Source organism: Arthrobacter sp. MAHUQ-56 (assembly GCF_019710585.1).
Lineage (GTDB): Bacteria > Actinomycetota > Actinomycetes > Actinomycetales > Micrococcaceae > Arthrobacter.
On record NZ_JAIFZQ010000021.1, the window covers coordinates 13,124 to 40,095 of the forward strand.

Here is a 26,972-nt window from a genome sequence, read left to right on the forward strand (position 1 = left end):
TCACCACAGGCTCGTTCCTGCGAGCCGCTTGGAGAGGGCGTTCGCGGAGAGGATCAGCGTCAGGCCGATCACGGATTCGAACATGCCGATCGCGGCGGCGTAGCTGAAGTTGCTGGACTCCAGGCCCACCCGGTACAGGTAGGTGGAGATGACATCCGAGGTTTCGTAGTTCAGCGGGTTGTAGATCAGCAGGATCTTTTCAAAGCCCACGGCCATGAAGGTGCCGATGTTCAGGATCAGCAGGGTGATGATGGTGGGCCGGATGGCCGGCAAGGTCACATGCCAGGTCTGCTGCCAGCGGTTGGCACCGTCGATCCGCGCCGCCTCGTACAGCGACTCGTCCACCCGGGTCAGGGCCGCCAGGTAGAGGATGGCGCCCCAGCCCATGGTCTGCCACACCTCGGAGCTGATGTACATGGGCCGGAACCAGGCGGCATCCTGGGTGAAGTTCACGGTGCTGCCGAAGACAGTGTTGGCGATCTGGTTGACGGTGCCGGTCATGGAGAAGTTCTGCAGGATCATGCCCGCGATGATCACCACGGACATGAAGTGCGGCAGGTACGCCACTGTCTGGACGAACTTCTTGAACTTCTGCGAGCGCAGTTCGTTGAGCATCAGCGCGAAGATGATGGGCATGGGGAAGCAGAACAGGAGGGTGAGGACGCCCAGGACGATGGTGTTCTGGAACGCCTGCCAGAAGCTGGAATCGTTGATGAACAGGGTGACGTATTTCAGGCCCACCCACTTCTCACCGAAGATGCTGCCGCCTGGCTGGAACTGCCGGAACGCGATCACGTTGCCGGCCATGGGCAGGTAGCGGAAGACGGCGAAGTACGCCAGCGGCAGCAGCACCAGGGTGTAGAGCCGCCAGTCGCGTTTGATGGCCAGCTTCCAGCTGCCGGGCTTGTTTTTTGGTTTATCGGTCCGCTTTGCCGGTTCCGTGGTGGCCGCCTCGGGCGGTACTTCCAATCGCATGGCCATAACTGCCTCCTACCGGCCTGTTTCCGCGGGTGCTGATGCTGATGGTGTTTCTTCGATGACCAGGACGCCGTTCGGGGCCAGCTCCACGGTGCCGGCCACTGCTGCCCCTGCCAGCAGGTCCGTGCCGCCGGCTCCGACGTCCACCAGGGCGGGGGCGTCGTTGTGGTTGAGGACCATCACGTAGCTGCGTCCGCTGCCTGCACGACGGCGGACCTGCACACCCAGCGGCGCGTCCAGTTCCGGGCGGACCCCGGCAGCGGCACGTTCGGCGGCGAGCAGTTCCGCCAGGAAGTTGCTGTCCACCCGCGCGGACAGATAGACGGCGCTGCCGCCGCCGAAGCTGTTGCGGGTAACGGCCGGGGCGCCGGCCAGCCTGCCCGAGGCGTAGCTGGCGAGGACGTCTGCCGTGGTGGCGTGCAGGTGCTCGGTCCAGTAGTCCGCGGAGGCCGTGCCGCCGTCGGCCGTTGAAAGTTTGACTTCCTCGCCATCGCCGGCGAGCGGGTGCATCTCCTCGCTCCACGCGCCCAGGACGTTGCGCAGCGCCCCGGGGTAGCCGCCAAGGCGGATGGTGTTGTCCGGATCCACGATGCCGGACAGGTAGCTGGCCACCAGCCGGCCGCCGCCCGCGACCCAGTCCTCAATGCGCTGGGCCGCCTCATCGCTCAACAGGTAGGTCGCGGGCAGGACCAGCAGGCTGTACTGGCTGAGGTCGCTCTTCGTGTCCACGAAGTCAATGGTGGCGTTGGCCTCGAAGAAGGGCCGGTACAGGCGGAGGACTTCCTGCGGGTAGTTCAGGTCCGAGCGCGGGGAGTTGCCCAGTTCCAGTGCCCACCAGCAGTCCCAGTCGAACACCATGGCCACTTTGGCCGTGGAGCGGGTGCCGGTGATGGCGCCCAGGTGCTTCAGTTCCTGCCCCAGGTCACAGACCTCACGGAAGATGCGGGTGTTGGGTCCGGCGTGGTTGACCATGCCGGAGTGGAAGCGTTCCGTGCCGCCCCTGGCCTGGCGCCACTGGAAAAAGAGGATGGAGTCGGCACCCTGGGCGATGGCCTGGTAGGAGCCCAGCCGCATCTTGCCCGGAAGCTTTGAAACGTTGACGGACCATTGGCTGACGGCGCCGGTGGCCTGTTCCATCACCAGCCAGGGCTGGCCCTTGCGCAGGGAGCGCATCAGGTCGAAGTTGAGGGCGGCGGCCACGTGGGCGTCGTCCTCGCGCGGGTCCGGGTAGATGTCCAGGGCCGCGGCGTCCTCCTCGGCGGCCCAGGCCCAGTAGTCGTTGTTCTTGTAGAAGCGCATGAAGTTGGTGACGATGGGCAGGTCCGGGGTGTGCCGGCGCAGGATGTCGCGTTCGGCCGTGTAATGGGCCAGCATGCTGTCCGAGGTGAAGCGGTGGAAATCCAGGCGGCGGGACGGGTTGGACCAGGTCCGCGGCTGGGCAGGTGCGCTGACCTGGGACCAGTCCGAGTAGACCTGGCCCCACACATCGGTGCTCCAGGCGGCATTGAGCTTGTCCAGGCTGCCGTACTTGTCCTGCAGCCATTCCCGGAAGGCCCGGTCCGCGTGCGGGCCATAGGAGACGGGGCCGTATTCGTTGTTGACGTGCCACATGCACAGGGCAGGGTGGCTGGCGTAGCGTTCCCCCATCTTCTCCGCCATGGCCAGCGACTTTTCCCGGTAGGCCGGGTGGGATACGTCGAAGTGCTGGCGGGAGCCGAAACCGAAGGTGGAGCCGTCCGCCAGGACCGGGAGGATGTCCGGGTGCCGGGCGATGAGCCAGGCGGGCGGGACGGCATCCGGGGTGGCCAGGTCCACGCCGATGCCGTTGGCGTGCAGGAGGTCCATGATTTCGTCCAGCCAGCCGAAGTCGTAGACCCCGTCCGCGGTTTCGAGCCGGCTCCAGGAGAAGACGGCCAGGGTGACCAAGTTGACGCCGGCTTCCTTCATGAGCCGTACGTCCTCCTGCCATACCTCCCGGGGCCACTGTTCGGGGTTGTAGTCCCCGCCGTAGGCGATGCCGCCAAGGCGTTCATGCAGGCGTCTGAGGCGGTGTTCGGGTGTGCTGGCGCTGGGCTCGCTGGTCATCATTGTCCTTTGTTTGGCTATGGCCGCGGGCTCCCCACCAGTGCGACCTGCATCACAGGGAAGAAACTATCGTAAAGTTTCAGCAATAACAACAGGTGACAACAAGTGGGAGGAGGCTATTTACCGCACGTCGCATTGGCGTGAGGGCGCTAACAGGAGCAGCACAGGCGCCCGGAGGTGTGCACGGAGGCGTGCATAGAGTCGAGGCCAGAAGTTGGTTTCCGCGCGAAAACCGGCGGAAACATGGAAACTATCGGAACGTCAATGCATCCGCGCGGCCTGGGCTGATACCGCCCGGCCTTCCATGGCGGACTACTCGTTGACGTCCTGGATTACTTCGTTCTGCCGCAGGAACCACGGCTTGAAGGGTGGATCGAAGCGGGCAAAACGGGGCGGCCCAACGGGGGTCAGGCCGGCAAGGGCAAGCGCCGCCTGCAGCCCCTCGTTGTGCCGCGCAAATCCTGCCGCCGATCCGCTGCCGGAGAAACGCACCGCCGCGGCAAGGGAGCCCGCCACCGCCCGTACGGCGACCCTGGGGTCCGTGGGTACCGGGGCAGTTTCAGCCGTCACTCCCGCCGGCAGCACAAAGGCCACAACAAATTCGGCGGGCTCCCCGGTACCGGGCAGGGGACCGCTCTGGATCACGGGCGCAGTCATCGCCAGCTTCTGCGGCGCCCCCTGCTCCCCCGTGACGTGTTCCTGGATTACCGGGGCAGTCATGGCCAGCCTCTGCCGGCCCGCGTTGTTTCCGCTGATGTAGTTGAAGAGGTGGCGGAAGGCTGCATTGCCGGCACGGTCGAAGTCCGCCGTGACCACAACCTCGGCCACGGCATACTCCGGATAGCGGCGCAGCTCGAAGTGCGGGTAGCGCCGGACCAGTTCAAAGGGCTGCTGCTCGGTCATGGTGCTTCAGAGCCTACGCCCGTCCACCGGGAGCAGCCAGAGCGAAGACCCCTCAAGGATCCCCCTATCTGCGCCCAGACCAAGGAGGTATGGCAGGAAGCACACCCGCAACCCGTTGCCCCGGGCAAGCAATGGGGGCATACTGATTAGCAGGACTAATTAGCAGTGCTAACTATCAGCAGCCTGATCGTCACCGCCACCAGGAGGCGCACCCGACCCCATGACATCCACTCAGCCGAAAGCTCTGAAAACCGTAGACCCCGCCGCACCGGACACCCTCGCCATCGACCTCCGCACCGCCGTCATGCGCACCTCGCGCAGGCTCCGCGTCGAAGCCACCGGCGACGTGATCACCCCCGGGCAGTACACCGTATTGGCCCAGCTGAACGAGTCTGGCTCCCGCACCCTCCGCGAACTCGCCGATCGCGAGCACGTCCAGGCCCCGTCCATGACCAGGATCGTCAACGCCCTCGCCGACCAGGGCTTCGTCGGCCGGTCCGCGCATCCAGAAGATGGCCGCCAGGTCCGGATCGACATCACCGACGCCGGCCGCACCGTCCTCGAAGAAGCCCGGAGCCAGCGCACCGCTTGGCTCGCCCAGCGCGTGGCCGGGCTCAGCGGGGAAGAGCGGCTGATCCTCAGCCAGGCCGCCCGCATCATGCAGGAAATGAGCGGCAAATGAGCGCGATGTTCCGGGCGCTGGAGAACCCCAACTACCGCATCTGGGCCAGCGGCGCCATCGTCTCCAACATCGGAACCTGGATGCAGCGGGTGGCCCAGGACTGGCTGGTGCTGACAGTCCTCACCGACCACTCGGGTGCCGCCGTGGGCATCACTACCGGCCTGCAGTTCCTGCCCATGCTGCTCTTCGGCCCCTACGGCGGGGTACTGGCGGACCGCTACCGCAAGAGCATCATCCTGCGCTGGACCCAGCTGGCCATGGGCCTGACCGGCCTGGCCATGGGGCTCCTGGTGGTTACCGGGACCGCCCAGCTGTGGCATGCCTACCTCGCAGCCTTCTGCCTGGGCGTGGCGAGCGCCGTGGACGCTCCGGCCCGGCAGGCCTTCGTGTCCGAACTGGTGGGCCAGGACAACATCGCCAATGCCGTTGCCCTGAATTCCGCGTCGTTCAATACGGCACGCCTCACCGGCCCCGCCATCGCCGGCGTACTCATCGCCTGGGTGGGAACCGGCCCGGTGTTCCTGCTGAATGCGGCCAGCTTTGCCGGCGTCCTGGTCTCGCTGTTCAGGATCCGCAGGTCCGAGCTCGCCCCGCCGGCCCGGCCCGCCCGCAGCAAGCACCAGGTGGCTGAGGGCATCGGCTACATCCGGCGCCGGCCGGACCTCATGCTCATCATGGTGCTGGTGGGGGCACTGGGCGCCTTCGGAATGAACTTCCCGGTCACGAACTCCCTGATGGCCACCACCGAGTTCCACATGGGCCCCAGCGAATTCGGCCTCCTCGGCTCCATCATGGCCGTTGGCACGCTGGGCGGCGCACTGCTCGCGGCGCGGCGGTCCGGGCCCCGGCTGCGGTACCTGCTCGGCGGGGCACTGGGGCTGGGCATCTTCACGCTGGTAGCCAGCGTGGCGCCGTCGTTCTGGCTCTACGCCGCCCTGCTGGTTCCCGTAGGCCTGGCGTCCATCACGTTCCTGAACAACTGCAACACCAGCATCCAGCTCTCGGTGGAGCCGCACTTCCGGGGCCGCGTGCTGGCCCTGTACTTTGCCGTTCTTCAGGGCGGGACGGCGGTGGGGGCGCCCCTGATGGGGTGGATCGGCAGCGAATTCGGCGCGCGCTGGGCCGTGGCTGCGGGCGGCATCGTGGTGCTGGTGGCGGGGCTGGCCGCGGTGATTGCGGTGACGCGGCGGAACCGCCTCAGCTTCCGGGACGCCGTCCGGCTGGCGCTGGGCCGGCGCGAACCCGCCGTCTAGGCATCAGGTGGGGTCAGTCCTTGCGGACGATGTCCACCGAGATTTCCACTGCCGGAACCGTGCCCCGGTTCTCAAGCCAGTGCAGGGTGTTCCGGTCTTCGGGCCAGCCCACTCCCGGGCCGTATTCGGTGGCGACGCCGTCCCGGTGGTCGGTGATGGTTCCCCGCAGGATATAGACGGTCCCGGGGCGGTCCTGATGGTCATGCAGCGGACCGAAGACACCGCCGGGCTCAATGGTCACCATCCGCATCCGCAGCTGGCGTCCCTCCATCCCCTCAATCTCGCCCGCCAGGTCCACGGTTGCCAGCAGTTCAACCCTGACGCCTTTCGAGGCCGGCACCACTTCATCGCCATCCACTGCGGTCCCCTTCCTGCGGCCCGTACGACGGCGGCGCCGGCCCGCCGCTGCGGCGCACCCGCGCAAGGGGTGCTTCGGGCGGCAAGTGCCGGCGTCGTTGTCCTATGTGCTGAGCCTGCTGCTGCAGGCCCTGGCCGTCAAGACGGGATCGAGGAAATGTTGAGGATGTTGCCTTCGGTGTCAAGGAACCAGGCACCCTTGCCCATGCCTTCCATGGTGGCGATGCCGTTCTCGGTCTTCAGGCCGGGCATGTCGTATTCTTCGAAGACCACGCCCCGGGCGCGCAGCTCTGCCACTTCTTTTTCGACGTCCTCGACGGCCCAGCCCATCTGCGTGTTCTTGGCAGAACCGGCGTTATCGGTCCTGTAGAGCAGGAACCCGGTTCCGTTGCCGCACCTGTAGATGAGGTTGTCATTTTCGACCGTCTGGGTGGGTTCCAGGCCGAGCTTGTCACGGTAGAACTCCCTGGCCCGGTCGATGTCCTTGGCTGGCAGTACAGCCATGACTTGCTTATCTGTGAGCATGACAATTCTCCTTGCCACATTTGTGATGGCGTTGCTCTCCCCCGGAGGCGGTCCGGCCGTCCCGCGCCGGGCCACGTGGCCGCCCGTGCGCCGACTGCCGGGGCGGCCACCTGGGACCCTTTTCCGCTGCGCCAGCCATCAGCAGCGCGGAATCCCCGAAGCCTATGAGGCCATTATGGAACCGTTTCTACCGGGGGGAAATAGGGGTTTTAAGTGGCTCCGGAAGGGCTATTTCCGCGCTGCGGCAATCGCCCGGGGCAGGGCCACGCCGGCAGCGTTCCGATGCGGCCGGGGCGCGTCGAACAAGTTGACCTGTCAGATCGTCTACGCCGTGCACTCGAGTTGGGGGGGTGGGGGTCCCTAATACCCGCCGGTAGCGGTTTCTCCGTTTGGGCCCGGATTTATAATTCAGGCGTGGGGCGCCGTGATGACGCGGCGTGAACCTTAGCGCACGGGCCTGGCTGGGGAACCCAGTCTCAATCCGCCGCAGCGATCAGGCGGTATAGCTAAACCTCGTGTCCTTTCCAGGAGACAACAATGTTAAAGCGCATTCTCGTTATTCTCGCTGCCGTTTTCACGGCGTTCTTCCTCATGGGAGGCCCCGCCCAAGCCGCACCTGACGGCTCTGGCGGCAACCCGCACTTCATCAAGAACGCCACAAGTGCGAGCCTTTCAGGGTCGAACCTCGTCGTTCAATTCAAGGAAACGGGCCTGCAATCAGGGGCTACCGAGTACGTCACTGCGTCAGCTGACTTCAGTGGCACCTACCAGTGCCTCACCAAGTCCGGGCACAACCCGTCTGACATCAAGAAGACGGTCACGGATGTCCCCGTGTACGCGTCCGGGTATTTCACGGCCGACAAGAACGGCAACATCGTCGGTTCGCTGACGTTGACTCCCCAGGATCCTGCCGCCGCTCTGGATTGCCCCTCAGGCCAGACGGCAACCCTCACCGCATGGTCTTACACCGACGTTGTCGTCACTGATAACACCAGCGGCGCGACCCTGGCCATCCCGGGCACCTACAGCGGTGGAACCCGCGTAGTCCGCTAAAGGCAACAGGAAGGTTATACGAAAAGGCCCGGCCCTTACCCGCCGGGCCTTTTCGCTGCACGATTCAGGCAAAGTCCTCCTCCCGCACAGATACGTCCGCGTGATCAGTAGTCTTCGTGGTCACGCTGCTGGAGGTCTCATATACGAACAGCTTTTCAAGACACTGCCTCCTTCCTGTCAAAGCCGAACCGGAGCACGTCAGGACGGGCATCTCGTTGTCTTGGAAAGTTGTCTCGCCGTGTTTTGTCTTGTGCGGGTGCCGGAAGGGGTTTCTGAGGCAGAATGAGCCGGTGAGGCACCCCGGATACATGCGGGTAAGCACCGCGGGCCAAGACGCCTAACTGCAGCTTGATGCACTCGTGGGCGCCGGGGTCCAAAAGCGTGATGTCTTCGCCGATGTCACGTCCGGAAGCAGGACTGCAGTCGAGCGGCCAGGGATGAATCGCCCAAAGTACGCCGGACTCCACGCCCATGTTCCTGACGGTGTCCACGGGTGACTCGAATGTATTTTCCATGACGTCAGCCTGCTTTTGAGCTGTCCGCCGAGCCATGCGTTAATTGCAGATTCTCCGTGTCATTCAGGATAGGTACTGGGATCATGCGTGGACGCCTGCAACGCAACCTGATTCGACGGCTGGTACTGCCCCCGGGGTCTTACTTGCGGATCTCCGCCAACCGCAGCCTGACGATGTCCCCGACCACGTCCTCCGGCACCGGGTGGTCCGCGGTGAAGCGGATGGTTCCCTTGGACAGCGAGTAGCCGTCCAGCCTCGGGGCCACCGCCTCCACCACGGCGGCAGAGAAGGGGAAGATGGAGAGGTGCCTGGCCGCGGCCACGGCGGCCAGCAGGGGCTTGCCATCCACCTTCAGCGCGGGCATGCCGTAGCTCATGCCCTCGGTGGCCTCCGGCGCCAGGGCTCGGGCGATCTCCACGACGCGCAGCAGGCAGCCGCGGTCCGGTTCCGCAACGGCGGCGATGGCCTCATCCACCAGGCCCACGGAACGATCAGCCCGTCTTCGCCGCCACGGCGGCGGACAGCGAGGCGAGTCCCCGTTCGAAATCGGTGCCCACCATCTTGTCCATGTTCATGAACAGGGCGAACACCCTGCCCAGGCCCTTGTTCTCGCCGGTCATCACCCAGGTGACCTCAGTTCCGCCGGGGACGGGTGCGAACGTAAAGGTTGTGGGGTTCAGCGCCTTGAAGGGCCTGGTGAACTGCAGCCGGATCCGGATGGTGCTGGGCGGCAGCGACTCCACGATCTCCATGGTTCCGCTGCCTGCCCTGCGGTTGCCGCTCCATTCGTACCCGGCCCCGGTGCCCGCGTCCGGGCCGAAGTAGCGCCGGCTCATGCCGGGATCCACCACCTCCCACGGGGACCACTTGGTCCACTCGTGGAAGTCGTTGACCAGCGGAAAGATATCTTCGGCGGCGGCAGGGATGACGGCACTGCGGCGGACCTCAAAGGTGGACATGGCCCAAGCATAGGAGCCCGGGCGCGCCCTGGGTAGCGCGGCGCGGAAGCACTACGGCAGCACTACGTTCACCGGGTCCTTGCCATCCAGCAGCAATCCGATCTGCTTCCGCACGAGCCGGACCATCCGTGGGAACATCGCCGAACTCGCCCCGCCCACGTGCGGGGTGATGAGCACGCCCGGCGTCGTCCACAGCGGATGGTCCGCGGGCAGGGGCTCGGGGTCGGTCACGTCCAGTGCCGCGCGAAGGCGGCCGCTTGAAGCCTCGGCCAGCAACGCGTCCGTGTCCGCCACCGGCCCCCGGGCCACGTTGACCAGCAGGGCACCGTCCGGCATGGCGGCGAGGAACTTCGCGTCCACGAGCCGCTCCGTGGCCTCACTCAGCGGGACGCTGACCACCACGATCTCGTGCAGCGGCAACTGCTCGTACAGTTCATCGATGCCGTGGATGGTCCCCCGGTCATCCTCCCGTGAGCGGCTGGCCATCCGGGTGACCTCCGTTTCGAAGGGCAGGAGCCTGGCCTCGATCGCCTTGCCCACTCCCCCGTAGCCCACCAGCAGCACGCGCCGGTCCGCGAGGCTGGGCCGCTGAGTGTTGTCCCAGGTCCCGCCGTCCTGGTTCCGGACGAAGTCCAGAAGCCCGCGCTGGGAGGCGATCATCATGCCCACGGCAAGCTCCGCCGTCGATGTCTCGTGGACACCCGCCGCGTTCGCGAAGGTGACGCCCGCGGGCAGGACGGAAGCGACGCCGTCGTACCCGATGGACTGGCTCTGCACCAGGCCGACGTCGACGCCCTCCAGCGCGGCGAGCGCCGTGGGCTTACCCATGTAGCCGGGCACGAGGAGGTCCACGCGGCCTTCCGGTGCAGGGCCGGACAGGTCCCAGAGGACGAACTCGACGCCGTCCATCGGCTCGAGCGCGTCGATGAGCTTTTGGTCGGGCAGGCACACCCGCAGCGGCGCCGTCACGCGGCAACCACGAGCTTGACGTTGGCGGCGCTGAGCGCCTTCTCGATTTCCCTGGGCGGCGGCGTATCCGTTACCAGGACATCCGCCGCATCAAAGGCCGCGAGCCGCGCCAGCGCGTACCGCAGCATCTTCTGGTGGGTTGCCACCACCACCACCTGCTCAGCCGAATTCATAAGGGCGATCTTAGTGGCGCGTTCCACGTCCCGCTCAATGTAGAACGCTTCATCGTGGATGCCGGACACCCCAATGAACGCCGTCCTGGCCCGCAGTCCCGCAGCGGCGCTGACAGTCATGGGCCCGTTGAACGCCTGGCTGTCCAGCAGGAGTTCCCCGCCAAGGCAGATGGTGCGCGCCGCGGTCAGTTGCAGGCAGCGCTGGATGGCGGGAGCGGAGTGCGTAATGATGGTGCCCGTGAACGACGTGGGCAGCTGCTGCGCGATCTGGTACGTGGTGGTGCCGGCGTCCAGGATGATCGCGTCCCGCTCCCCGACCATCGCCACGCACGCCCGTGCCACCCGCAGCTTGGCGTCGGAATCCTCCCGCACCCGCGCCGCGAAGTCGGCATTCTGCCCGTGCCCGTCGACCGCGCTGACGCCGCCGTGGACCACCCGGGCAAGGCCCAGCTTGGACAGCACGCGGGTGTCGCGGCGGACGGTCATGTCCGAAACTGCAAACGTCTCCGCCAGGTCGGTCGTGGAAATGAACCCGCGCCTGCCCAACTCGTCCAGGATGGTGCGCTGGCGGGGCGTCAGCGCACCCTCTTTCCGTGCGGTGCTCATATCCCCTTCTTTCCTCCCCAATATGCCGGGCCGGAGCCTGGCGGAGTGTTGCAATTCCAACACCAATCTACTTAGGAACGTACCCCGGAAGCGGCATTCGTAAGCTCCACGGGGCGGCCTTCCGTAATGGAACGTTCGGCGGCCAGGCCCATCCGGACCGACTGCAGGCCGTCCGCCACGGTGACTTCCACCGGCCCTTCGCCCAGGATGGCCTTACGGAAGCCCAGGTGCTCGTAGTAGGTGGAGCCGTGGTGGGCGCCTGCTGCGAGGACTGCCTCGTCCACCGGGACCTCGTGCTTTTCCGGGCCCAGCGGCGAGCGCGGGCTGAACTCCACCGTGGCCTCGGCCTCGTCCCCGGGGATCCAGTGGTTGGCGGCAACAGGAATCAGGGTCTCGATCTTGGCGGCATCACCCACGATGGAGATCCGCTCCTGGAACTTGGACCCCTCGGCGAACATGGACAGCTCGAGCATGGCCCGGCGTCCGCCCTTGAAATCGACGATCACGTAGGCGTTGTCCACCATGTCGGAGATCCGCCCGTCGTACACCTCGTCCATGTGGTTCACGTCGTGGCCGCCGCTGGCGTAGACGCGGACGGGCTCATCCTGCAGGATCAGCCGCATCAGGTCGAAGAAGTGGCAGCACTTCTCCACCAGGGTGCCGCCGGTCCGTTCGGCAAAGCGGTTCCAGGAGTCCACCTTGTGCAGGAACGGGAAGCGGTGCTCCACGATGGAGAGCATGTAGATGTTGCCGAGCTTGCCGTTGTGCGCGGCCTGGATGACCTCTTGCACGGGCGGCATGTAGCGGTATTCCATGGCCACCCACACCGGTGCCTGGTAGCCGGCGGCGAGCTGTTCGAGTTCGTCGGCCTGCTCCGCGCTCGTGCACACGGGCTTTTCCACGAGCACAGGCAGGTTGGTTCCGCTGGCGAAGATGTCCTTGAGGATGCCCAGGTGGGTGTCGTTGGGGCTGGCGATGACCAGCGCATCCACGAGGCCGGAGGCCAGCAGGTCCCGGTGTGAGTCGAAGGTCCGCACCTCATAGCCGATCTCCCGGGCGGTCTCCTCGAGCGAGGACGGCGTGGGATCGGACACTGCGGTGATCCGGCTCCCCGGAATCAGTGCAAGGTTCCGGACGTGTTCACGGGCCATATGGCCGGCTCCGATGAGCCCGTACCGGATGGTCCGGACCGTTTCCGCAGTAGGCAATGACATGAGCTGCTCCGTTTCTCTACGTTGAGTGGGGGGACCGCGGCGTTGCATCCCAAACACAACTATACAGAAAGTGTTGTTTTTCCAACATAGCGTGTGTATATTTCTTCAGTACCAGCCGCAACTACAACGAGGTGGAACGTGCCCCAACCGTCAACTGGACCCCTGCTCTTCGTAGGCTGCGCCACCCTTGACTCCATCGCCCTGGTGCAGGACTACCCCGCAGCGGACAGCCGCACCGTCGCCACGGATTTCGCGACGGCGGGCGGCGGCCCCGCAGCCACGGCGGCAGTCGCAGCGGCCCGGGCAGGCGCCAGCACCGCCTTCGCCGGCGTCCTCGGCACCGACGAAGAGGGTGACCGCATCGTCGCGGGACTCGAGGCCGAGGGCGTCGACACGTCGGCCGTCATCCGCGATCCGGGCGTCAAAACCGGTGCCAGCGTGATCATCGTGAGCAGGGCCACCGAAAGCCGGGCCATCGTCACCCGCCCGGTGCCCCCGGTCAGCTTTCCCGCCGGGAGCCGGTTCTTCGAACTGCTGGAATCAGCCGCGTGGGTCCACACGGACCACCTTGGCTGGAACGCCCTGGCCGGCACCCCCGCCCTGAACATCAGCGTGGACGCCGGCAACCCCATCCCGTCCTTCAGCCCACGCGGCGTCGCACTCTACGTCCCCACCATCGAACGGCTCGCCGCCGAGTACGGCGCGGACCTCTCCCCCGCGGCGCTCCTGGGCAAAGCGGTCGACGACGGCGCCTCCGCCGTGGTCGCCACCGCCGGCGCAGACGGGGCCTGGGTCCTGGAACGGGGCGGCGAACCCGTCCACGTGCCCGCCACGCCGGCAACGATCGTTTCCACCCTCGGCGCCGGCGACGTCTACCACGGCGCGCTCCTCGCCGCCGTCGCGGCCGGGCTGCCGCTGGTGGAGGCCGCCGCGTTCGCCGGCCGCACCGCCGCAGCATCCTGTGCCGGCCTGGATGGCCGCTCGGCCATCCCGCACCAGGCCGTCAACTCCGAACTTGCCACCAACCAACCTGCCTAGCCATCCCACCAGCCAGCTGAAAGAAGCAGCCCATGAGCCACACCGACCTTTCCCCCCTGCAGCGCCCCTCAGGCGCCTTCGCGATGCTCGCCGTGGACCAGCGCGAAGCCATGCGCAACATGTTCGCCGAGCACACGGACAAGCCCGTCACCGACGAGGACCTTCGCACCTTCAAGCTGGAGGCCGCACGGATCCTCAGCCCCTATGCCTCGGGAATCCTCATCGACCGGCAGTTCGCCCTTGACCAGGCCATCGAGGCCGGCGTCGTGGACCCCGGCTGCGGACTCATCGCCTCCGCGGACCACTTCGAATCCGCGCACGGCGAGCTGGTGGGCGAAGTGACCATCGACCGCCTGGTGGAGCCGCACAAGTACAAGGCCCTCGGCGCCAAGGCCCTCAAGCTGCTGGTGCTGTACCGCCCCGATGAGCCCGCCGAGGGCCGGGTGGCCATGGTCCGCGAATTCGTGGAGAGCTGCCGGTCCGCCGGGCTGATCAGCATCATCGAACCCGTCTCCCGCAAGCCACTTGCCGGCGGCGACTTCGACTGGAACGCCGGCATCCTCGCCGCCGCCAAGGAACTGGGCGGCCTGGGCGCCGACCTCTACAAGGCAGAGGTCCCCTTCAAGGGCCAGGCCCCCGAGGCAGAGGTCCGCGCCGCCTGCGCCGAACTGACCAAGGCCATCGACGGGCCCTGGGTGGTCCTGTCCTCGGGTGTCCCCGAAGACGTCTTCCCCGACGCCGTCCGGTGGGCCTGCCTGGAAGGGGCCAGCGGCTTCCTCTCCGGACGCGCCGTGTGGGCTTCCTGCATCGGCGCCCCCGACGTCGTCGAATCCCTCTCCACGGACGCTGTCCGCCGGCTGCAGCGCCTCTGCGCCGTGGTGGACGACGTCGTCTCCAGCCAACGGACCCACGCCTAGGCGCGGTTGGAGCACCGCAGCGTCGCCGGGGCAACCCCTCTCCGCAGCAAGCAAACAAGGCACAGCAAACACTCAACGAGGAGATTATTGTGAGTCAGATTTCACGCAGGCAGGCCATGGCCATTCTCGGCGCCCTGGGCTTCGGCGCCACCGCGGCGGCGTGCGCCGGGCCCGGCGGATCCACCGCGCCCGGAGGAGCCAGCGGACCGGCCGCCCCGTCCACCGGCGCCGTCACCGGCAAGGTCTCCTTCGCGCACTGGCGCGGCGAGGACAAAGCCGTGTTTGACGAGCTCATCAAGCGCTTCGCGGCAAAGCACAGCGGCGTGGAGGTCGCCCAGGACATCTCCACCTCCAACGACTACAACGCCCAGGCCCTGCAGAAGCTGCGCGGCGGCTCCATCGGCGACGCCTTCGCCACATTCCGCGGCGCCCAGTTCAAGAACTTCACCGAAGCCGGGATCTACACCGAGCTCAAGGACAGCCAGGCGGTGAAGAACTACCAGAAGGGCCTGCTCTCCGCCGGCCAGAACGGCGACAGCCAGCTGGGCCTGCCCTACCAGGTGGTCTTCCCCATGCCCATGGCCAACCTCGACATCTTCGACAAAGCCGGCGCCGAGACTGCCCCCAAGACCTGGGACGCCTTCCTGGGCATGTGTGAGAAGCTCGCCTCCGCGGGTGTCATTCCCATCTCCTGGCCCGGCGGGGACGTTGGAAACGGCGGGCAGCTGTTCAACTGCATGATCGCCAACAACGCCCCGGTGGACGACATGTGCGCCCAGATCGAGCAGGGCAAGCTCAAGGTCACCGACGACTGGTTCATCAAGATGCTGAACCAGTACAAGGACCTGGTCCCGTACCTGCAGCCCAACGCCACCGGAACCGCGGTGGAGCCTGCGCAGAACCTGTTCTCCCAGGGCAAGGCCGCCATGCTGGCCACCGGCTCCTACCACATCGCCGCCGTCCGTGGCCTGGGTGCGAAATTCCCCATCGACCTGGTGTTCCCCAACACCTCCTCCGACGGGAAAGCCAAGTATGAAGGCGTCTACAACGCCACCTTCATCCTGGGCGTCAACTCGGCCAGCAAGAACCAGGCCGCCGCGGCCGCCTGGATCGATTTCCTCTCCGAGCCCGAAAACGCCGGCTACTACGCCAACCAGACCGCACAGCACGTTTCCGTGGACAAGGTGGAGTACACCAACCCGGACCTGAAGCGCCTGAGCCCCTGGCTGCAAAAGAAGACCGCCCTTGCGGCACGGTTCCAGTTCAACAACCTGGACGTCCGCAACGCGGTGGAGGCCAGCGCCACGGCCGTCATCTCCGGCACCAGCCCGGAGCAGGCAGCCGCAGCCGCCCAGAAGATTGTTGACGAACGGCTATGAGCCTCCATCCCGGAACGGCTGCCAAACGCAAGGCACCGGACAGTCAACATGCCGACAACCCTGCCAAGGTGCGCCGCCGCTCTCCCACCCGGGTGAATCCGGCCCTGTACCTGTTCCCGCTGCCCGCCGTCGCCGTCGTCGCCTTCTTCCTGGTGATGCCTACGCTGCAGGCCTTCCAGTACGCCATCACGGACTGGAACGGCTTCTCGGCGGCGTTCAACTACGTGGGGCTGGACAACTTCATCCGCGCGTTCACCAAGGACTCGCTGTTCACCAACGCGCTGACCAACAACCTGAAGTTCGTGCTCCTGGTGGTGATCGCCCAGACCGCGTTTTCCCTGGTCCTGGCGCTGCTCCTCACCAAGAACTCGCGCGGCAGCATCCTGCTCCGGGCACTGTTCTTCTTCCCCACCATCCTGTCCTCCGTGTCCGTGGCCTTCATCTGGAAGTTCATCTACGACCCCAACTTCGGCCTGGCCAACTCGGTGCTGGGCGCGGTAGGCATCGACGGCGGCTCCTACCTCGGCAACGACGCCCAGGCCCTGTACTGGGTGGCCGTCACCCAGGTGTGGTTCCACGCCGGCCAGATGATGGTTGTCTACATCGCCGGCCTGCAGGCAATCCCCCGGGAACTCTACGAGGCTGCGGAAATGGACGGCGCCAACAAGTGGCAGCAGTTCAAGTCCATCACCTGGCCGTTCGTGGCACCGGCAACGTCCATTGTGGTGGCCTACACCACGGTGCAGTCGTTCAAGGCGTTCGACCTGATCCTCGGCATTGCCGGCAACCCGCCCAAGGCCGCCCTGGATATCCTCTCCACCCGCATTTACAGCACCTTTGCCAACTCGGAGTTCGGCTACGCCGCCGCCCAGTCGATCATCTTCATGGCGATGATCGCCCTGGTCACCTGGCTGCAGCGCCGCTTGCTCCGGCTGACCCCGAAGGGGGACTAGCAGCATGCTCGCCTCAATAAGCCGCCGCGCCATCCTGGCGATCTACGCGGTCATCATCATCGTTCCCCTGACCGTGGTGGCCTTCGGCAGCTTCAAGACCACGCAGGAACTGTTCGCCGGGCCGTTCAGCCTTCCGCACTCCCTCGCCCCGGACAACTTCGCGGAGGTGGTGGGCGGCCAGAACCTGGGCTCGTCCTTCATGAACAGCGTGATCGTCACGGCCGTCTCCGTGCCGCTCACCCTGTTCCTGGCCAGCCTGGCCGGCTATGCCGTGGCCCGGCTGAAGGGGTTCATGTCCTGGGCCATCTTCGGTTTCCTGGTCCTCGGCATGGCCATCCCGGCCCAGGCCAACATGGTGCCGCTGTACGTCCTCTTCGGCAGGCTGGGCCTGCTGGACAACCTGGCCGGCCTGATCCTGGCCAACGTGGTGTCCACCCTGCCCATCGCAGTGTTCATCCTGGGCGGGTTCATGCGGACGCTGCCCAAGGAACTCTACGAAGCATCTTCCATCGACGGCAGCGGACCGTGGAAGACCTACGCCTCCATCGCCCTTCCGCTCTCCGCCCCCTCCATCGCGGCCGCCGCGATCTTCCTGTTCGTCATCCACTGGAACGAGCTGCTGTACCCGCTGCTGTTCATCCAGACCCCCGGCAACCGCACCCTGCCGCTGGCGCTGCTGAGCTTCCAGGGCGAATTCCAGACCAACTACCCGCTGCTGTTCGCCGGCGTCATCCTGGCATCCCTGCCCGTGGTGGTGGCCTACGTCTTCCTGCAGCGCTACTTTGTTGCCGGCATCACCGCAGGCGCGAGCAAGGGATGAGAGCTGGCAAGGGATTGAGTACGACGACGACGGGCGGCTGCGCGGGTGGCCGCGCCCTCCCAGCCAACGAAAGGCAGAATCCATGAACCTCACATCGGCCCGGCACCTTGTCAACGGCAGCTGGCACGCCGCTGGAACCGCCAAGGACGTGACTGATCCCGGCAACGGCAGCACCGTGGGCGAGGTGGCGTGGGGTACCGCCGCCGACGCCACCAAAGCCGCCGACGCCGCTGCCGAAGCGTTTAGTTCCTGGTCCCGCACCACGGTCCGAACCCGGGCGGACCTGCTCCGGAACGCGGCCGACCTCCTGGCGGAGCGCCGCGACGAACTTGCGCACACCCTGGCACTGGAGGCCGGCAAACGGCTCCCGGAGGCCCAGGGCGAGGTGGACTTCTCGGTGGAGTATTTCCGTTGGTTCGCCGAGGAAGCCCGGCGTGCCACCGGCACCGTCAGCCCGCCGGAGCTGCAGGGCCGCCGGCACCTGAGCACCCGCAAACCCATCGGCGTGGCCCTCAGCCTCACGCCCTGGAACTTCCCGGTCTCCATCCAGGCACGGAAGCTCGCCGCGATGCTGGCCGCCGGCTGCACGGTGGTGGGCAGGGTGTCCGAGAAGGCTCCGCTGGCCGCCACCGCACTGTTCGAGGTCCTGCACGACGCCGGGTTCCCCGCCGGTGTGGTGAACCTGGTCCACGGCCCCTCCCGCGAGCTCACCGGGGCCTTGATGTCCCACCCTGCGGTCCGGGCCGTCAGCTTTACCGGCTCCACCGGAGTCGGCCGGCAGATCATGGCGTCAGCCTCCGAGCGCGTGGTGCGGCCCCTGCTGGAACTGGGCGGCAACGCACCGTTCATCGTGTTCGAGGACGCCGACCTGGACGCAGCAGTTGAAGGCGCCGTCCTGGGCCGGCTGCGCAACACCGGCCAGTCCTGCGTGGCCGCCAACCGGTTCCTGGTCCAGGACAGCATCGCGGACGAGTTCGCGCAGAAGCTCGGCGCACGCTTTGACGCGATGAGCATCGGCCACGGCGTTCCCGACGGCGGCGCACCGGTCCCGGACCTCGGCCCGGTCATCGACGCCGACCGTGTGTCCGCGGTGCAGGCGCTGGTGGACGACGCCCTGGAACGCGGCGCCCGCCAGGTCACCCAGCGCACGGCAGTACCCGGCAAAGGCACCTTCATGGCACCCACGCTGCTTGCGGACGTCCCCGACGACGCACCCCTGGTGGCATCCGAAGTGTTCGGCCCGGCCGCCGGCGTCGTCACCTTCTCCTCGGAGGACGAGGCGATCCGGAAGGCAAACGCCACCGAGATGGGCCTGGCCGCCTACGTGTGGAGCAGCAGCCCGAAGCGCGGCTGGGACATCCCCGAACGGCTCGAGGCCGGCATCGTGGGCGTGAACGACCCCCTGCCGTCCGTGGCCTTCGCCCCCATGGGCGGCGCCAAGCAGTCCGGACTCGGCCGGGAAGGATCAAGCCTGGGCCTCGAAGAGTTCGAGGAGGTCCAGTACGTGGCCTGGAGGCCATAAATGCTGACCACCGGGCTGGTGCTGGGCGCCGTCGTCATGGGAGCCGGGATGCAGCGCGTCACCGGCATGGGGTTCGCGCTGGTGGCTGCACCCTTCCTGGTCCTGCTCCTGGGCCCGGTGGAGGGTGTGGTGCTGGTGAACCTGTGCGGCGCCGTGACGGCGGGTGCCATCATCTTCCGGGTGGTCCGGGACATCGACTGGAAGCGGTACTTGCTGCTTGCGGCCTCGGCCCTGGTGGGGATCATCCCGGCGGCGATCCTGATCCGCCTCATACCGCCGGCCATCCTGGAGATCTCCATCGGGGTGCTCCTCGCCATCGGCCTGACCGTCCTGCTGGTCCTGAAAACCGCCACCCTGCCGGAGCGCCGCCGCTACCTCTTCACCGCGGGCGGCCTCAGCGGGTTCATGAACACGGCGGCGGGCGTGGGCGGGCCGGCCGTCAGCATGTACTCCATCGCCACCCGGTGGCAGCACAAATCCTTCGCGGCCACCATGCAGCCGTACTTCTTCACCATCGGCACGTTCTCCCTGGTCTCGAAGGCGATCACCGCTCCCGCCTCGTTCCCGGCGCTGCCGGTGGCCATGTGGGTCGCCGTCGCCGTCGCCTGCCTGGCCGGCCTGGTGCTCGGCGACCTCGCTTCAAAGCACGTCCCCGCCCGGGCCGCGCAGATCCTCCTGATCATCCTGGCCTACCTGGGAGCGGCCGCCACCATCATCCGCGGCGTATCCGACGCCGTGGGCTGACCTGACATTTTGCACCTTCACCAGAAAGAGGACATGACATGACCTGGCTCGACAGTGCCGCCCACGCACGATGGCTCGAGGCGGAAACCGACCGGCTCATCAATTTCGCCGCAGCCTCGAAGGTCCCCACCGGATTCGGCTGGCTGGACAACTACGGCAAGGTGTTCGCCGACAAGCCGACCCACCTGTGGATCACCGCGCGGATGACCCACAGCTTCGCCGTCGCCGCGCTGATGGGACGGCCGGGTGCTGCGACCCTGGTGGACCACGGCATCTCGGCACTCAACGGCGTCCTCCACGATGACGAGTTCGGCGGCTGGTACGCCGAGGTGGACGACACCGGCCCGGTCAACGACACCAAGTCCGGCTACCAGCACTCCTTCGTGCTCCTCGCCGCCGCCAGTGCCGTGGCCGCAGGGCGCCCGGGAGCCCGGGAACTGCTGGACGAGGCGCTGCGGATCGCCGATACGAAATTCTGGGACCACAAGGCCAACATGTGCTTCGACTCCTGGAACCGCGACTTCACCGACACTGAGGCATACCGCGGCGGAAACGCCAGCATGCACTCGGTGGAGGCCTACCTCATCGTGGCCGATGTGACCGGCGAGAACCGCTGGATCGAACGGGCCCTGCACATCGCCGAGGTGCTCATCCACGACTTCGCCCGCAACAACAACTACCGGGTGTTCGAGCACTTCGACCCGGAGTGGAACCCCATGCCGGAGTACAACACGGACGACCGTGCCAGCCAGTTCCGCGCCTACGGCGGAACGCCCGGCCACTGGGTGGAGTGGGCGCGCCTGCTCCTCCACCTCCGCGCGGGGCTCGAAGCCCGTGGCCTGGACGTCCCGGCGTGGTTGCTTGAGGACGCCCGCGGCCTGTTCGACGCCGCCATCCGCGACGCCTGGCAGCCGGACGGCCATCCGGGATTTGTCTACACCGTGGACTGGGAAGGCAAGCCCGTTGTCACCACCCGCATCCGCTGGGTGCCCGCCGAGGCAATCGGGGGCGCCGCCGCCCTCTACATCGCCACGGGCGAGAAGAAGTATGCGGACTGGTACGAGCGGATCTGGGACCACGCCCGCGACTGGTTTATCGACTACGAGCACGGATCCTGGAAGCAGGAACTCGACGAGAACGGCAACGTCACCTCCACCGTCTGGTCCGGCAAGGCGGACATCTACCACCTGTGGCACTGCCTGGTGGTCCCGCGCCTTCCGCTGGCGCCGGGCCTGGCTCCGGCAGTCGCGGCAGGCCTGCTGGACGCACGCCTCAACAATGCGGCCGGCCAGGGCGCCGAACCTGCCGCCCGCTAATTCCCCCTCAACACCTCGATCCGAAAGGCCACACCCATGTCTGCCATTGCCCCCGAAGAAACAGTCCTGCAGAGCTCCCCCACCGGCAATCGCCACGCCGGCAACAGCCCGGCCAACAACCGCCCCGTCAGCCTCCGCCTGGAAGCCGACACCCCGGTAAGCGTCCGGCTCGAGGTGGATGGAACCTGCACCTGCCGGGGTGCCTCCACCCGCCGGCCCGGAGCCTACACGGACACCGATTTTGGGGCCCGCCACTAGGAATCCGGCTCCTTCCCGGACAGGGCGCGGGCAGGGCGCCGTTCACGCACCGGACGCGGTGGAACACGCCGTGAGCCGCGCGGAGCAGGGGTTTTGATCCTGTAAATTTAAGGGAGGAATTGTCCGGCCAGCGAGCCGCGTTCCAACCCTCCCCTTGAATGGACCCTCCCCCATGCTTTCCGCGATTTCCGCGCCGTCCCCTGCCCGTTTTCCCTACGCCGCGATGGCGGTTTTGGCCACCATCGCCTTCACCGCGATCACCACTGAGCTGCTCCCCTCCGGTTTGCTGCCGCAAATCAGTACCGGCCTGAACGTTTCCGAGCCCGTGGCCGGTTACCTCGCAGCCGCCTACGCCGCCGTCATTGTGGTCACCGTGGTTCCGGTGGCGCGGCTGCTGGCCCGGATCCCCCGGCACGCGCTGCTGGTGGGCCTGGTGCTGACGTTCGCGGCCAGCAACGCCTGGGTGGGGCTGGCGCCCGACTTCACGACCGCGATGATCGCACGGATGGTGGGTGGCCTGGCGCACGGGCTGCTCTGGACCACCATGGCGCCGTTCGTCACGCGGGTGGTTCCGGCGGACAAGGTGGGCAAGGCCCTGGCGATCGTGTTCAGCGGCAACAGCCTGGGCCTGGCGATCGGCGCCCCGGTCGGGACGGCGCTGGGCGGTTTCCTTGGCTGGCGGGCGGCGTTCCTGGTGCTGGCCGGATTCGGGCTGGTCCTTGCCGTGCTTGCCTTCTTCCTGCTGCCGAGGGTCCGGCGCATTTCCGATGCCGCCCGGCCGTCCATCCGGCGTGCCATCGCCGAGCCGGGCGTGAAGGCGGTGGCCACGGCCTGGCCACTGCTGGTGCTGGCCCACTTCGCGCTGTTCACCTACATCGCCCCGTTCATCCGCGAAGCCGCGCTGCCCGACTACGCCACCAGCCTGTCGCTCACCATCCTGGGTGCCTCGGGCCTGCTGGGCATTTGGGTTGCCGGGCTCACCGTGGATTCGCGTCCGCGCCGTTCGCTGATTCTGACGACGACGGCGGTCGCCGCGTCGATGGTGCTGCTGCCTTTGGCCGTGGGCAACCTCGTGCTGGCGATGGTGCTCATGACCGTCTGGGGCGCGGGCCTGGGCGCGATCGGCATCTACAACCAGGCCGCCATCCTGCGCGCCGGTGGAGAGTACAGTGAGGCCGCCAACGGCCTGACGGTGCTGACCATCCAGCTGGGGATCACCGTTGGCGCCCTGTACGGCTCCGGTGCGCTGGTGGCGGGTGGTCCGCTGCTGGTGCCGGTGGCCGCAGCGGTTCCGGTGGTGGCCGCGCTGGTGATCACCCTTGCCGGCAAGAGGCACGCCTATCCGCCGGGACCGCGGGAACAGGTATGGCTCGAGCCCCGGCCGGTCAAGGAACGGTCGGAGCCGGCAGTGGAGGAACGCGCCTAACGCCCTGGACGGGAGCCCGACGCCAGGAAAATGACAAACCAGTCAAAAGACCTATCGCAAACCCGTAACCTCTGTGACCCGGATTTCGATCCATTAAGTGCGGGGACATCCCGCGAAGTTGATCGCAATCCATAAAATTCGTCAACGGAGGGTCTCATGGCTTTCTTTACCTTTTCAGGCAACAAGCTCGCAATGACCGTGCTCGCAGCAGGCGCCCTGGCGGTAGGCGGAACCGGGGTGGCCGCCATGGCGGAGTCGCTGCCGGACAGCCCGTCGGTACTCGCGGAGACGGAGTCACCGTCGCCCAGCCCCACGGCAACGGAAACCGAATCGCCGGATCCCAGCCCTACGGCAACGGAAACCGAGTCACCGGATCCCACCCCTACGGAGACCGAGACTGAGGCTCCGGAGCCTGCTCCGACCGAAACGGAAACCGAGGCCCCCGAGCCCGTCCCCACCGAAACCGCGGACCCGGCGCCCACCTCCACGGCGGCAGGGCCGGACGCCACGGGACCGGCCGCCGTCGGCCTCTGCAACGCCTTCGCCAATGGCGGGTTGAGCACCACGTCGGTAGCCTACGCCGCCCTCGCTGACGCAGCCGGCGGCGAGAGCGGAATCGACGCCTACTGCGGTACCGTGGCCGCTCCCGGGGACCGGGACGACGAGCCGGCCGGCTCGGAGCAAGACCAGGTCCAGCAGCAGCAGGCGCCGGAGCGCCACGCTGCCCCCGCCAACAACGGGGCGGCCGGACAGCAGGGCGGCAACGCAGCCCAGCACTCCGGCGGCGGACGGCGGTAGCCTGTCAGCAAGCACTGCCGTGCCGGGACGGCCTGGACGTCCCGGCATGGCAGCCACAAACCGGGCAACCGGATCTGCCGCAGGGGGGCGGATGCAAGGGACAAGGCACGAGGCGGAGCGGCCCGGGCAAACCGACGACGGCTACTTTTCCGCCGTCTACCGTGAGCTCTCCCCCGGCGTGCTCAGCTACCTTCGCTCACGCGGCGTCGAGGATCCGGAAGGACTCACCCAGGAAGTCTTCCTGGCCCTCTACCCGAAGCTCGGCGACCTGTCCGGCGGGATGAAGGGGGCAAAGTCCTTGGCCTTTTCCGTTGCGCATGCCCGTTACGTGGACGAGCACCGGCGCCGGCTCAAGGCCCCGCCGACCACCGGTTACGATCCCGCCGCGGACTCCCGCTGCAGCGACTCCGCAGAGGACCAGTTACTGGCGGTTGAAAGCTCGGCCAGCGTCACCTCATTGCTGAGCACCCTGCAGCGCGACCAGCAGGAGGTTATTGCCCTGAGGGTTGTTGCCGACCTGTCTGTCGAGGCCACGGCGGAGATCATGGGCAAAAGCCCCGGGGCCATCAAGCAACTGCAGCGCCGGGCACTGTGCCGGCTGCGCAAGCTCATCCCCTCACGGAGAGAGGACCAGTCATGACGGGCGACAACCATGCACGGCAGCAGCACCGGCTGGATGACCAGCGTGCGGTGGACGCGCTGCTTGCCGAAGCCGGCTGCGGGGACGATGCAGCGCTGCGGGACCTGCTGCTGCAGCTGCGAAGCCTGCGGACAGATGAGGTTCCGGCGCCGTCGGAGGAAGTCGCCGCTCTCCTGGCCTCCCCTTCCGGGACAGTAGCCCGGCTGGACCCCGGCCGGCCCCGGCGGAACAGGCGCTTTGTCTTCACCGCCCTGGGCGTCGCTGCCTCGCTCGGCGTCGCAGGCGGGGCAGCCGCCGGAAATGAGGACCTGCGGCGCGGAGCAGAGGGGACCGTGAAAGGCATTCTCCGGTCGTTCTCGCCTCCGGCGCCGCTGACTCCCGCTGCCCCCGCACCGGGGCCAGGGGCATCCACCCCGGCGCCCGCCGTCGTGCCTGTCTCCCCCGAAACCTTGCCCGCCGGTGTTCCGGCTGCTTCTCCCGCTGCTGATCCTGCCGTCCCGGAACCCGGGGAGATCAGCGGTCCAGCAGAGCATATGGCGACGTTCCACCCGGGCCCCGGGATGGAGGGCCCGGCCACCCGGGCGGAGGGCCAGAACGAGCACGCCAATCCTGCCGTCCCGGCCAAGGACTCGCGCGAGCCGGCGGAGCCTCCAGCGGCCAGCCAGGCGGCGGAGGTCGAACCCGATGCCCGTCCCGGCAGGAACGGAAACGGCGCGGTGCCGGGCGGGGACCAGCCCACCGGCCAGCCCGTCGGCCAGCCCAGCGAACAACCCGACGAACCGGGGGACAAAACCAACCCGTCGCGCTGACCCGCGCTCCGGAAGCAGTGGTCAGTCGCGGTGCTTGGCCACCGTGAACAGGAAGGTGGAGTCCTCCTCGGCGTCCAGGCTGTGCAGGCCGGGCGGGACGATCAGCAGGTCTCCGGGCTTGCCCTGCCAGGACTCCGTGCCTGCCCGCAGGTTGACGCAGCCCTGGATCACAAAGACCGTGGCATCGCCCGGGTTCTGGTGCTCACTCAACCGGGTCCCGGCGGTCATGGCCATCACCGTCTGGCGGAGGACCTTCTCGTGGCCGCCGTACACGGTGTCCGCCGCACGCCCGTTAGTGGAGCCGATCGCAGCCTCAAGCTGCTGCCGGGCCAGTGCTTCGATCGATATCTTCTGCATGCGCCCAAGGCTACCCGCGTTCTTCCCGCAAGGGAGCCACCCCCGCCGCCACGGTTCCGGCCCTTGCGGCCCTCCTCCTGCAGAAGCCGGGGCCCTCACCTCGTTGAGGGGACCCGTGCATCTTGACCTCCTCGGTACCCGGCCGGATACTTGGACTGCCGTAGCCTGTCGCGCCGCTTCGAGGCGCACTTTTTCGTTTTTCAACCGCCTGGATCGACGGAGATCCAGCACCCCTGGCGAGGTCGGATCATGGGTTCATTGGAGCGTGGCGAGCCGGAACGCCGGGTGGCCAGGGAACTGGAAGACCTGCGGACCCGGATCGCAGGCAGCGTGCTCGAACCGGGCGACGCAGGATATGACGGGGCCCGGCGCATCTGGAACGGGATGCATGACCTGCGGCCAAGGGCCGTTGCACGTGCCGGCTCAACTGCGGACATCCCCCCGGTCCTGGCCGCAGCACGCAGTACCGGCCTGCCGCTGGCGGTGCGCGGCGGGGGCCACAACGTGGCCGGGCACGGCAGCGTGGAGGGCGGCCTGGTCCTGGACCTGAGCCAGCTCCGGAAGGTCGCCGTGGATACGGAACGAAATCTGGTAACCGTGGAACCGGGCGCAACGCTGGCCGACGTGGACGGGGCCACCACGGAGCACGGCCTGGCAGTCCCTCTGGGCGTCATCAGTGCCACCGGGGTCGCGGGCCTTACCCTTGGCGGCGGCGTTGGCTGGCTGACCCGCAGTAACGGACTGACGCTGGACAACCTGGACTCCGCCACTGTAGTCACGGCCTCCGGTGAGCAGCTGCAGGCCAGCGGCGGGGAGAATCCGGATCTGTTTTGGGGGCTGCGCGGAGGCGGCGGCAACTTCGGTGTTGTGTCCTCCTTCACCTTCCGGGCCCGTCAGTTGCCCCAGCCCGTACTCGGCGGAAACCTCTTTTACCGGCCGGACCACTGGACAACCGCGCTGGCCGGCTTTGAGCGGTGGAGCCGGGACCTGCCTGACGAGATGAACCCCATCACCAGCTTCCTGGTCCTGCCGCCGGAGTTCGGGATGGGAAGTGACCCCTGGCTCATCCTCGCCTGTGCGTGGGCGGGCGCGGACCACCGGCCCGGACTGGCTCTGATCGACCAGCTGCGCACACTTGCCCCGCCGGACCAGGAGGAGGTGGGCCCGGTTTCCTGGGTTGAATGGCAGAGCGCCATGGACAGCCTTTTTCCCACCGGATCGAGGGGCTACTGGAAGAACGTCTCCTTTTCCCGCCTCGACGGGGAGGTCATCGACGTGCTGACCGGGTTCGCCTCCGAGGTGCGGTGGCAGGGCACCGGAATCGATATCCACCTGCTGGGGGGAGCCTTCGCGCGGGTTCCGGAAGAATCGACCGCCTACCCCAGCCGCTCCGCACGCTACCTGCTGAACGTCTACGGGTTCTGGGCTTCGGCAGAGGACGACCTGCGCCTTAGCGAATTTGCCCGCACAGCGCATGCACGGATGCAGCCCTTCGCCGAAACGGGCGAGTACCTTAACTTCCTGGGCAGCGAAGCCCGGCAGGACCCCAATGCGGTGCCCCTGACCTACGGGCCGGAGAAGTACGGGCGTCTCCTGGACCTCAAGCAGCGGTACGATCCCGACAACCTCTTCAGCCGCAACCACAACATCGCGCCACGCCAGCCTTCGGCCAACCCCTAGCAGGCACTGTTCCGGGACCGGTCAGACATCCCAGCGCCCCGCC

At 67.2% G+C, this 26,972-nt stretch carries 28 protein-coding genes and 1 pseudogene; 18 read left to right on the forward strand and 11 right to left on the reverse strand.

The window, feature by feature from the left end:
• From K4G53_RS17695 to K4G53_RS17705, 3 genes are all read right to left on the reverse strand, one after another.
• Entirely contained in the window at positions 1-981 is a 981-nt protein-coding gene (locus K4G53_RS17695) for a sugar ABC transporter permease (RefSeq protein WP_221386994.1), read from the reverse strand.
• 9 nt (positions 982-990) lie between these two features.
• A complete protein-coding gene (locus K4G53_RS17700; RefSeq protein ID WP_221386995.1) occupies positions 991-3,063 on the reverse strand; it encodes a beta-galactosidase in 2,073 nt (690 codons plus the stop codon).
• A gap of 312 nt (positions 3,064-3,375) precedes the next feature.
• Complete coding sequence (locus K4G53_RS17705) at positions 3,376-3,966, reverse strand: heme-binding protein (protein ID WP_221386996.1); 591 nt, start codon at positions 3,964-3,966, stop codon at positions 3,376-3,378.
• Positions 3,967-4,186: 220 nt separating this feature from the next.
• On the opposite strand from K4G53_RS17705, the gene K4G53_RS17710 reads away from it, so the two are divergent.
• Together K4G53_RS17710 and K4G53_RS17715 are read left to right on the forward strand one after the other, a co-directional pair.
• Positions 4,187-4,648, forward strand: coding sequence for a MarR family winged helix-turn-helix transcriptional regulator (locus K4G53_RS17710; protein ID WP_221386997.1), 462 nt, complete (start codon positions 4,187-4,189; stop codon positions 4,646-4,648).
• Entirely contained in the window at positions 4,645-5,901 is a 1,257-nt protein-coding gene (locus tag K4G53_RS17715) for an MFS transporter (protein WP_221386998.1), read from the forward strand. Before K4G53_RS17710 ends, K4G53_RS17715 begins: the two co-directional genes overlap by 4 nt.
• Before the next feature lie 13 nt (positions 5,902-5,914).
• Here the strand turns inward: K4G53_RS17715 and K4G53_RS17720 are convergent, their stop codons facing one another.
• Both K4G53_RS17720 and K4G53_RS17725 read right to left on the reverse strand, forming a co-directional pair.
• Positions 5,915-6,259, reverse strand: coding sequence for a cupin domain-containing protein (locus tag K4G53_RS17720; RefSeq protein ID WP_221386999.1), 345 nt, complete (start codon positions 6,257-6,259; stop codon positions 5,915-5,917).
• Positions 6,260-6,396: 137 nt separating this feature from the next.
• Positions 6,397-6,783, reverse strand: coding sequence for a VOC family protein (locus K4G53_RS17725; protein ID WP_221387000.1), 387 nt, complete (start codon positions 6,781-6,783; stop codon positions 6,397-6,399).
• A gap of 537 nt (positions 6,784-7,320) precedes the next feature.
• Here K4G53_RS17725 and K4G53_RS17730 point away from each other — a divergent pair.
• Positions 7,321-7,836, forward strand: a complete 516-nt coding sequence (locus tag K4G53_RS17730; protein ID WP_221387001.1) for a hypothetical protein — start codon at positions 7,321-7,323, stop codon at positions 7,834-7,836.
• 290 nt (positions 7,837-8,126) lie between these two features.
• A pseudogene (locus tag K4G53_RS21370) lies at positions 8,127-8,282 on the forward strand (recombinase family protein); the annotation flags it as partial.
• Positions 8,283-8,490: 208 nt separating this feature from the next.
• Here K4G53_RS21370 and K4G53_RS17735 read toward each other — a convergent pair.
• The 5 genes from K4G53_RS17735 to K4G53_RS17755 form a co-directional block, all read right to left on the reverse strand.
• Entirely contained in the window at positions 8,491-8,835 is a 345-nt protein-coding gene (locus K4G53_RS17735; protein WP_221387002.1) for an iron chaperone, read from the reverse strand.
• 7 nt (positions 8,836-8,842) lie between these two features.
• Positions 8,843-9,310 (reverse strand): SRPBCC family protein, encoded by a 468-nt coding sequence (locus K4G53_RS17740; protein ID WP_221387003.1) that lies wholly within the window; start codon positions 9,308-9,310, stop codon positions 8,843-8,845.
• A 51-nt stretch (positions 9,311-9,361) separates the two neighbouring features.
• Positions 9,362-10,279, reverse strand: a complete 918-nt coding sequence (locus K4G53_RS17745; RefSeq protein ID WP_221387004.1) for a 2-hydroxyacid dehydrogenase — start codon at positions 10,277-10,279, stop codon at positions 9,362-9,364.
• Positions 10,276-11,058 carry a DeoR/GlpR family DNA-binding transcription regulator gene (locus tag K4G53_RS17750; protein WP_221387005.1) on the reverse strand — a complete coding sequence of 261 codons (783 nt, stop codon included), beginning with the start codon at positions 11,056-11,058 and terminating at the stop codon, positions 10,276-10,278. Before K4G53_RS17750 ends, K4G53_RS17745 begins: the two co-directional genes overlap by 4 nt.
• Positions 11,059-11,129: 71 nt before the next feature.
• Positions 11,130-12,272 carry a Gfo/Idh/MocA family protein gene (locus K4G53_RS17755; RefSeq protein WP_221387006.1) on the reverse strand — a complete coding sequence of 381 codons (1,143 nt, stop codon included), beginning with the start codon at positions 12,270-12,272 and terminating at the stop codon, positions 11,130-11,132.
• A gap of 138 nt (positions 12,273-12,410) precedes the next feature.
• On the opposite strand from K4G53_RS17755, the gene K4G53_RS17760 reads away from it, so the two are divergent.
• From K4G53_RS17760 to K4G53_RS17820, 13 genes are all read left to right on the forward strand, one after another.
• Positions 12,411-13,310: a PfkB family carbohydrate kinase gene (locus tag K4G53_RS17760; protein ID WP_221387007.1), complete on the forward strand. Its 900-nt coding sequence runs from the start codon at positions 12,411-12,413 to the stop codon at positions 13,308-13,310.
• A gap of 32 nt (positions 13,311-13,342) precedes the next feature.
• Positions 13,343-14,227, forward strand: coding sequence for an aldolase (locus K4G53_RS17765; protein ID WP_221387008.1), 885 nt, complete (start codon positions 13,343-13,345; stop codon positions 14,225-14,227).
• Between the two features lie 89 nt (positions 14,228-14,316).
• Positions 14,317-15,606, forward strand: a complete 1,290-nt coding sequence (locus K4G53_RS17770) for an ABC transporter substrate-binding protein (RefSeq protein WP_221387009.1) — start codon at positions 14,317-14,319, stop codon at positions 15,604-15,606.
• Complete coding sequence (locus K4G53_RS17775; protein WP_221387010.1) at positions 15,603-16,559, forward strand: carbohydrate ABC transporter permease; 957 nt, start codon at positions 15,603-15,605, stop codon at positions 16,557-16,559. The genes K4G53_RS17770 and K4G53_RS17775 overlap by 4 nt, the downstream gene beginning before the upstream one ends.
• 4 nt (positions 16,560-16,563) lie before the next feature.
• Positions 16,564-17,379, forward strand: a complete 816-nt coding sequence (locus tag K4G53_RS17780; RefSeq protein WP_221387011.1) for a carbohydrate ABC transporter permease — start codon at positions 16,564-16,566, stop codon at positions 17,377-17,379.
• 82 nt (positions 17,380-17,461) lie between these two features.
• Positions 17,462-18,901: an NAD-dependent succinate-semialdehyde dehydrogenase gene (locus tag K4G53_RS17785; RefSeq protein WP_221387012.1), complete on the forward strand. Its 1,440-nt coding sequence runs from the start codon at positions 17,462-17,464 to the stop codon at positions 18,899-18,901.
• A complete protein-coding gene (locus K4G53_RS17790; protein WP_221387013.1) occupies positions 18,902-19,645 on the forward strand; it encodes a sulfite exporter TauE/SafE family protein in 744 nt (247 codons plus the stop codon).
• A 38-nt stretch (positions 19,646-19,683) separates the two neighbouring features.
• Positions 19,684-20,961, forward strand: coding sequence for an AGE family epimerase/isomerase (locus K4G53_RS17795; RefSeq protein ID WP_221387014.1), 1,278 nt, complete (start codon positions 19,684-19,686; stop codon positions 20,959-20,961).
• A 36-nt stretch (positions 20,962-20,997) separates the two neighbouring features.
• Complete coding sequence (locus tag K4G53_RS17800; RefSeq protein WP_221387015.1) at positions 20,998-21,219, forward strand: hypothetical protein; 222 nt, start codon at positions 20,998-21,000, stop codon at positions 21,217-21,219.
• A gap of 172 nt (positions 21,220-21,391) precedes the next feature.
• Positions 21,392-22,645 (forward strand): MFS transporter, encoded by a 1,254-nt coding sequence (locus tag K4G53_RS17805; RefSeq protein WP_221387016.1) that lies wholly within the window; start codon positions 21,392-21,394, stop codon positions 22,643-22,645.
• 156 nt (positions 22,646-22,801) lie between these two features.
• Positions 22,802-23,443 (forward strand): hypothetical protein, encoded by a 642-nt coding sequence (locus tag K4G53_RS17810; protein WP_221387017.1) that lies wholly within the window; start codon positions 22,802-22,804, stop codon positions 23,441-23,443.
• 91 nt (positions 23,444-23,534) lie between these two features.
• Positions 23,535-24,083, forward strand: coding sequence for an RNA polymerase sigma factor (locus tag K4G53_RS17815; protein ID WP_221387018.1), 549 nt, complete (start codon positions 23,535-23,537; stop codon positions 24,081-24,083).
• Entirely contained in the window at positions 24,080-24,892 is an 813-nt protein-coding gene (locus K4G53_RS17820) for a hypothetical protein (RefSeq protein ID WP_221387019.1), read from the forward strand. Before K4G53_RS17815 ends, K4G53_RS17820 begins: the two co-directional genes overlap by 4 nt.
• Before the next feature lie 21 nt (positions 24,893-24,913).
• On the opposite strand, the gene K4G53_RS17825 is transcribed toward K4G53_RS17820, so the two are convergent.
• Complete coding sequence (locus tag K4G53_RS17825) at positions 24,914-25,249, reverse strand: cupin domain-containing protein (RefSeq protein ID WP_221387020.1); 336 nt, start codon at positions 25,247-25,249, stop codon at positions 24,914-24,916.
• A gap of 249 nt (positions 25,250-25,498) precedes the next feature.
• Here K4G53_RS17825 and K4G53_RS17830 point away from each other — a divergent pair, with 249 nt between their 5' ends.
• Positions 25,499-26,929, forward strand: a complete 1,431-nt coding sequence (locus tag K4G53_RS17830) for an FAD-binding oxidoreductase (protein WP_221387021.1) — start codon at positions 25,499-25,501, stop codon at positions 26,927-26,929.
• Positions 26,930-26,972: the final 43 nt, after the last annotated feature.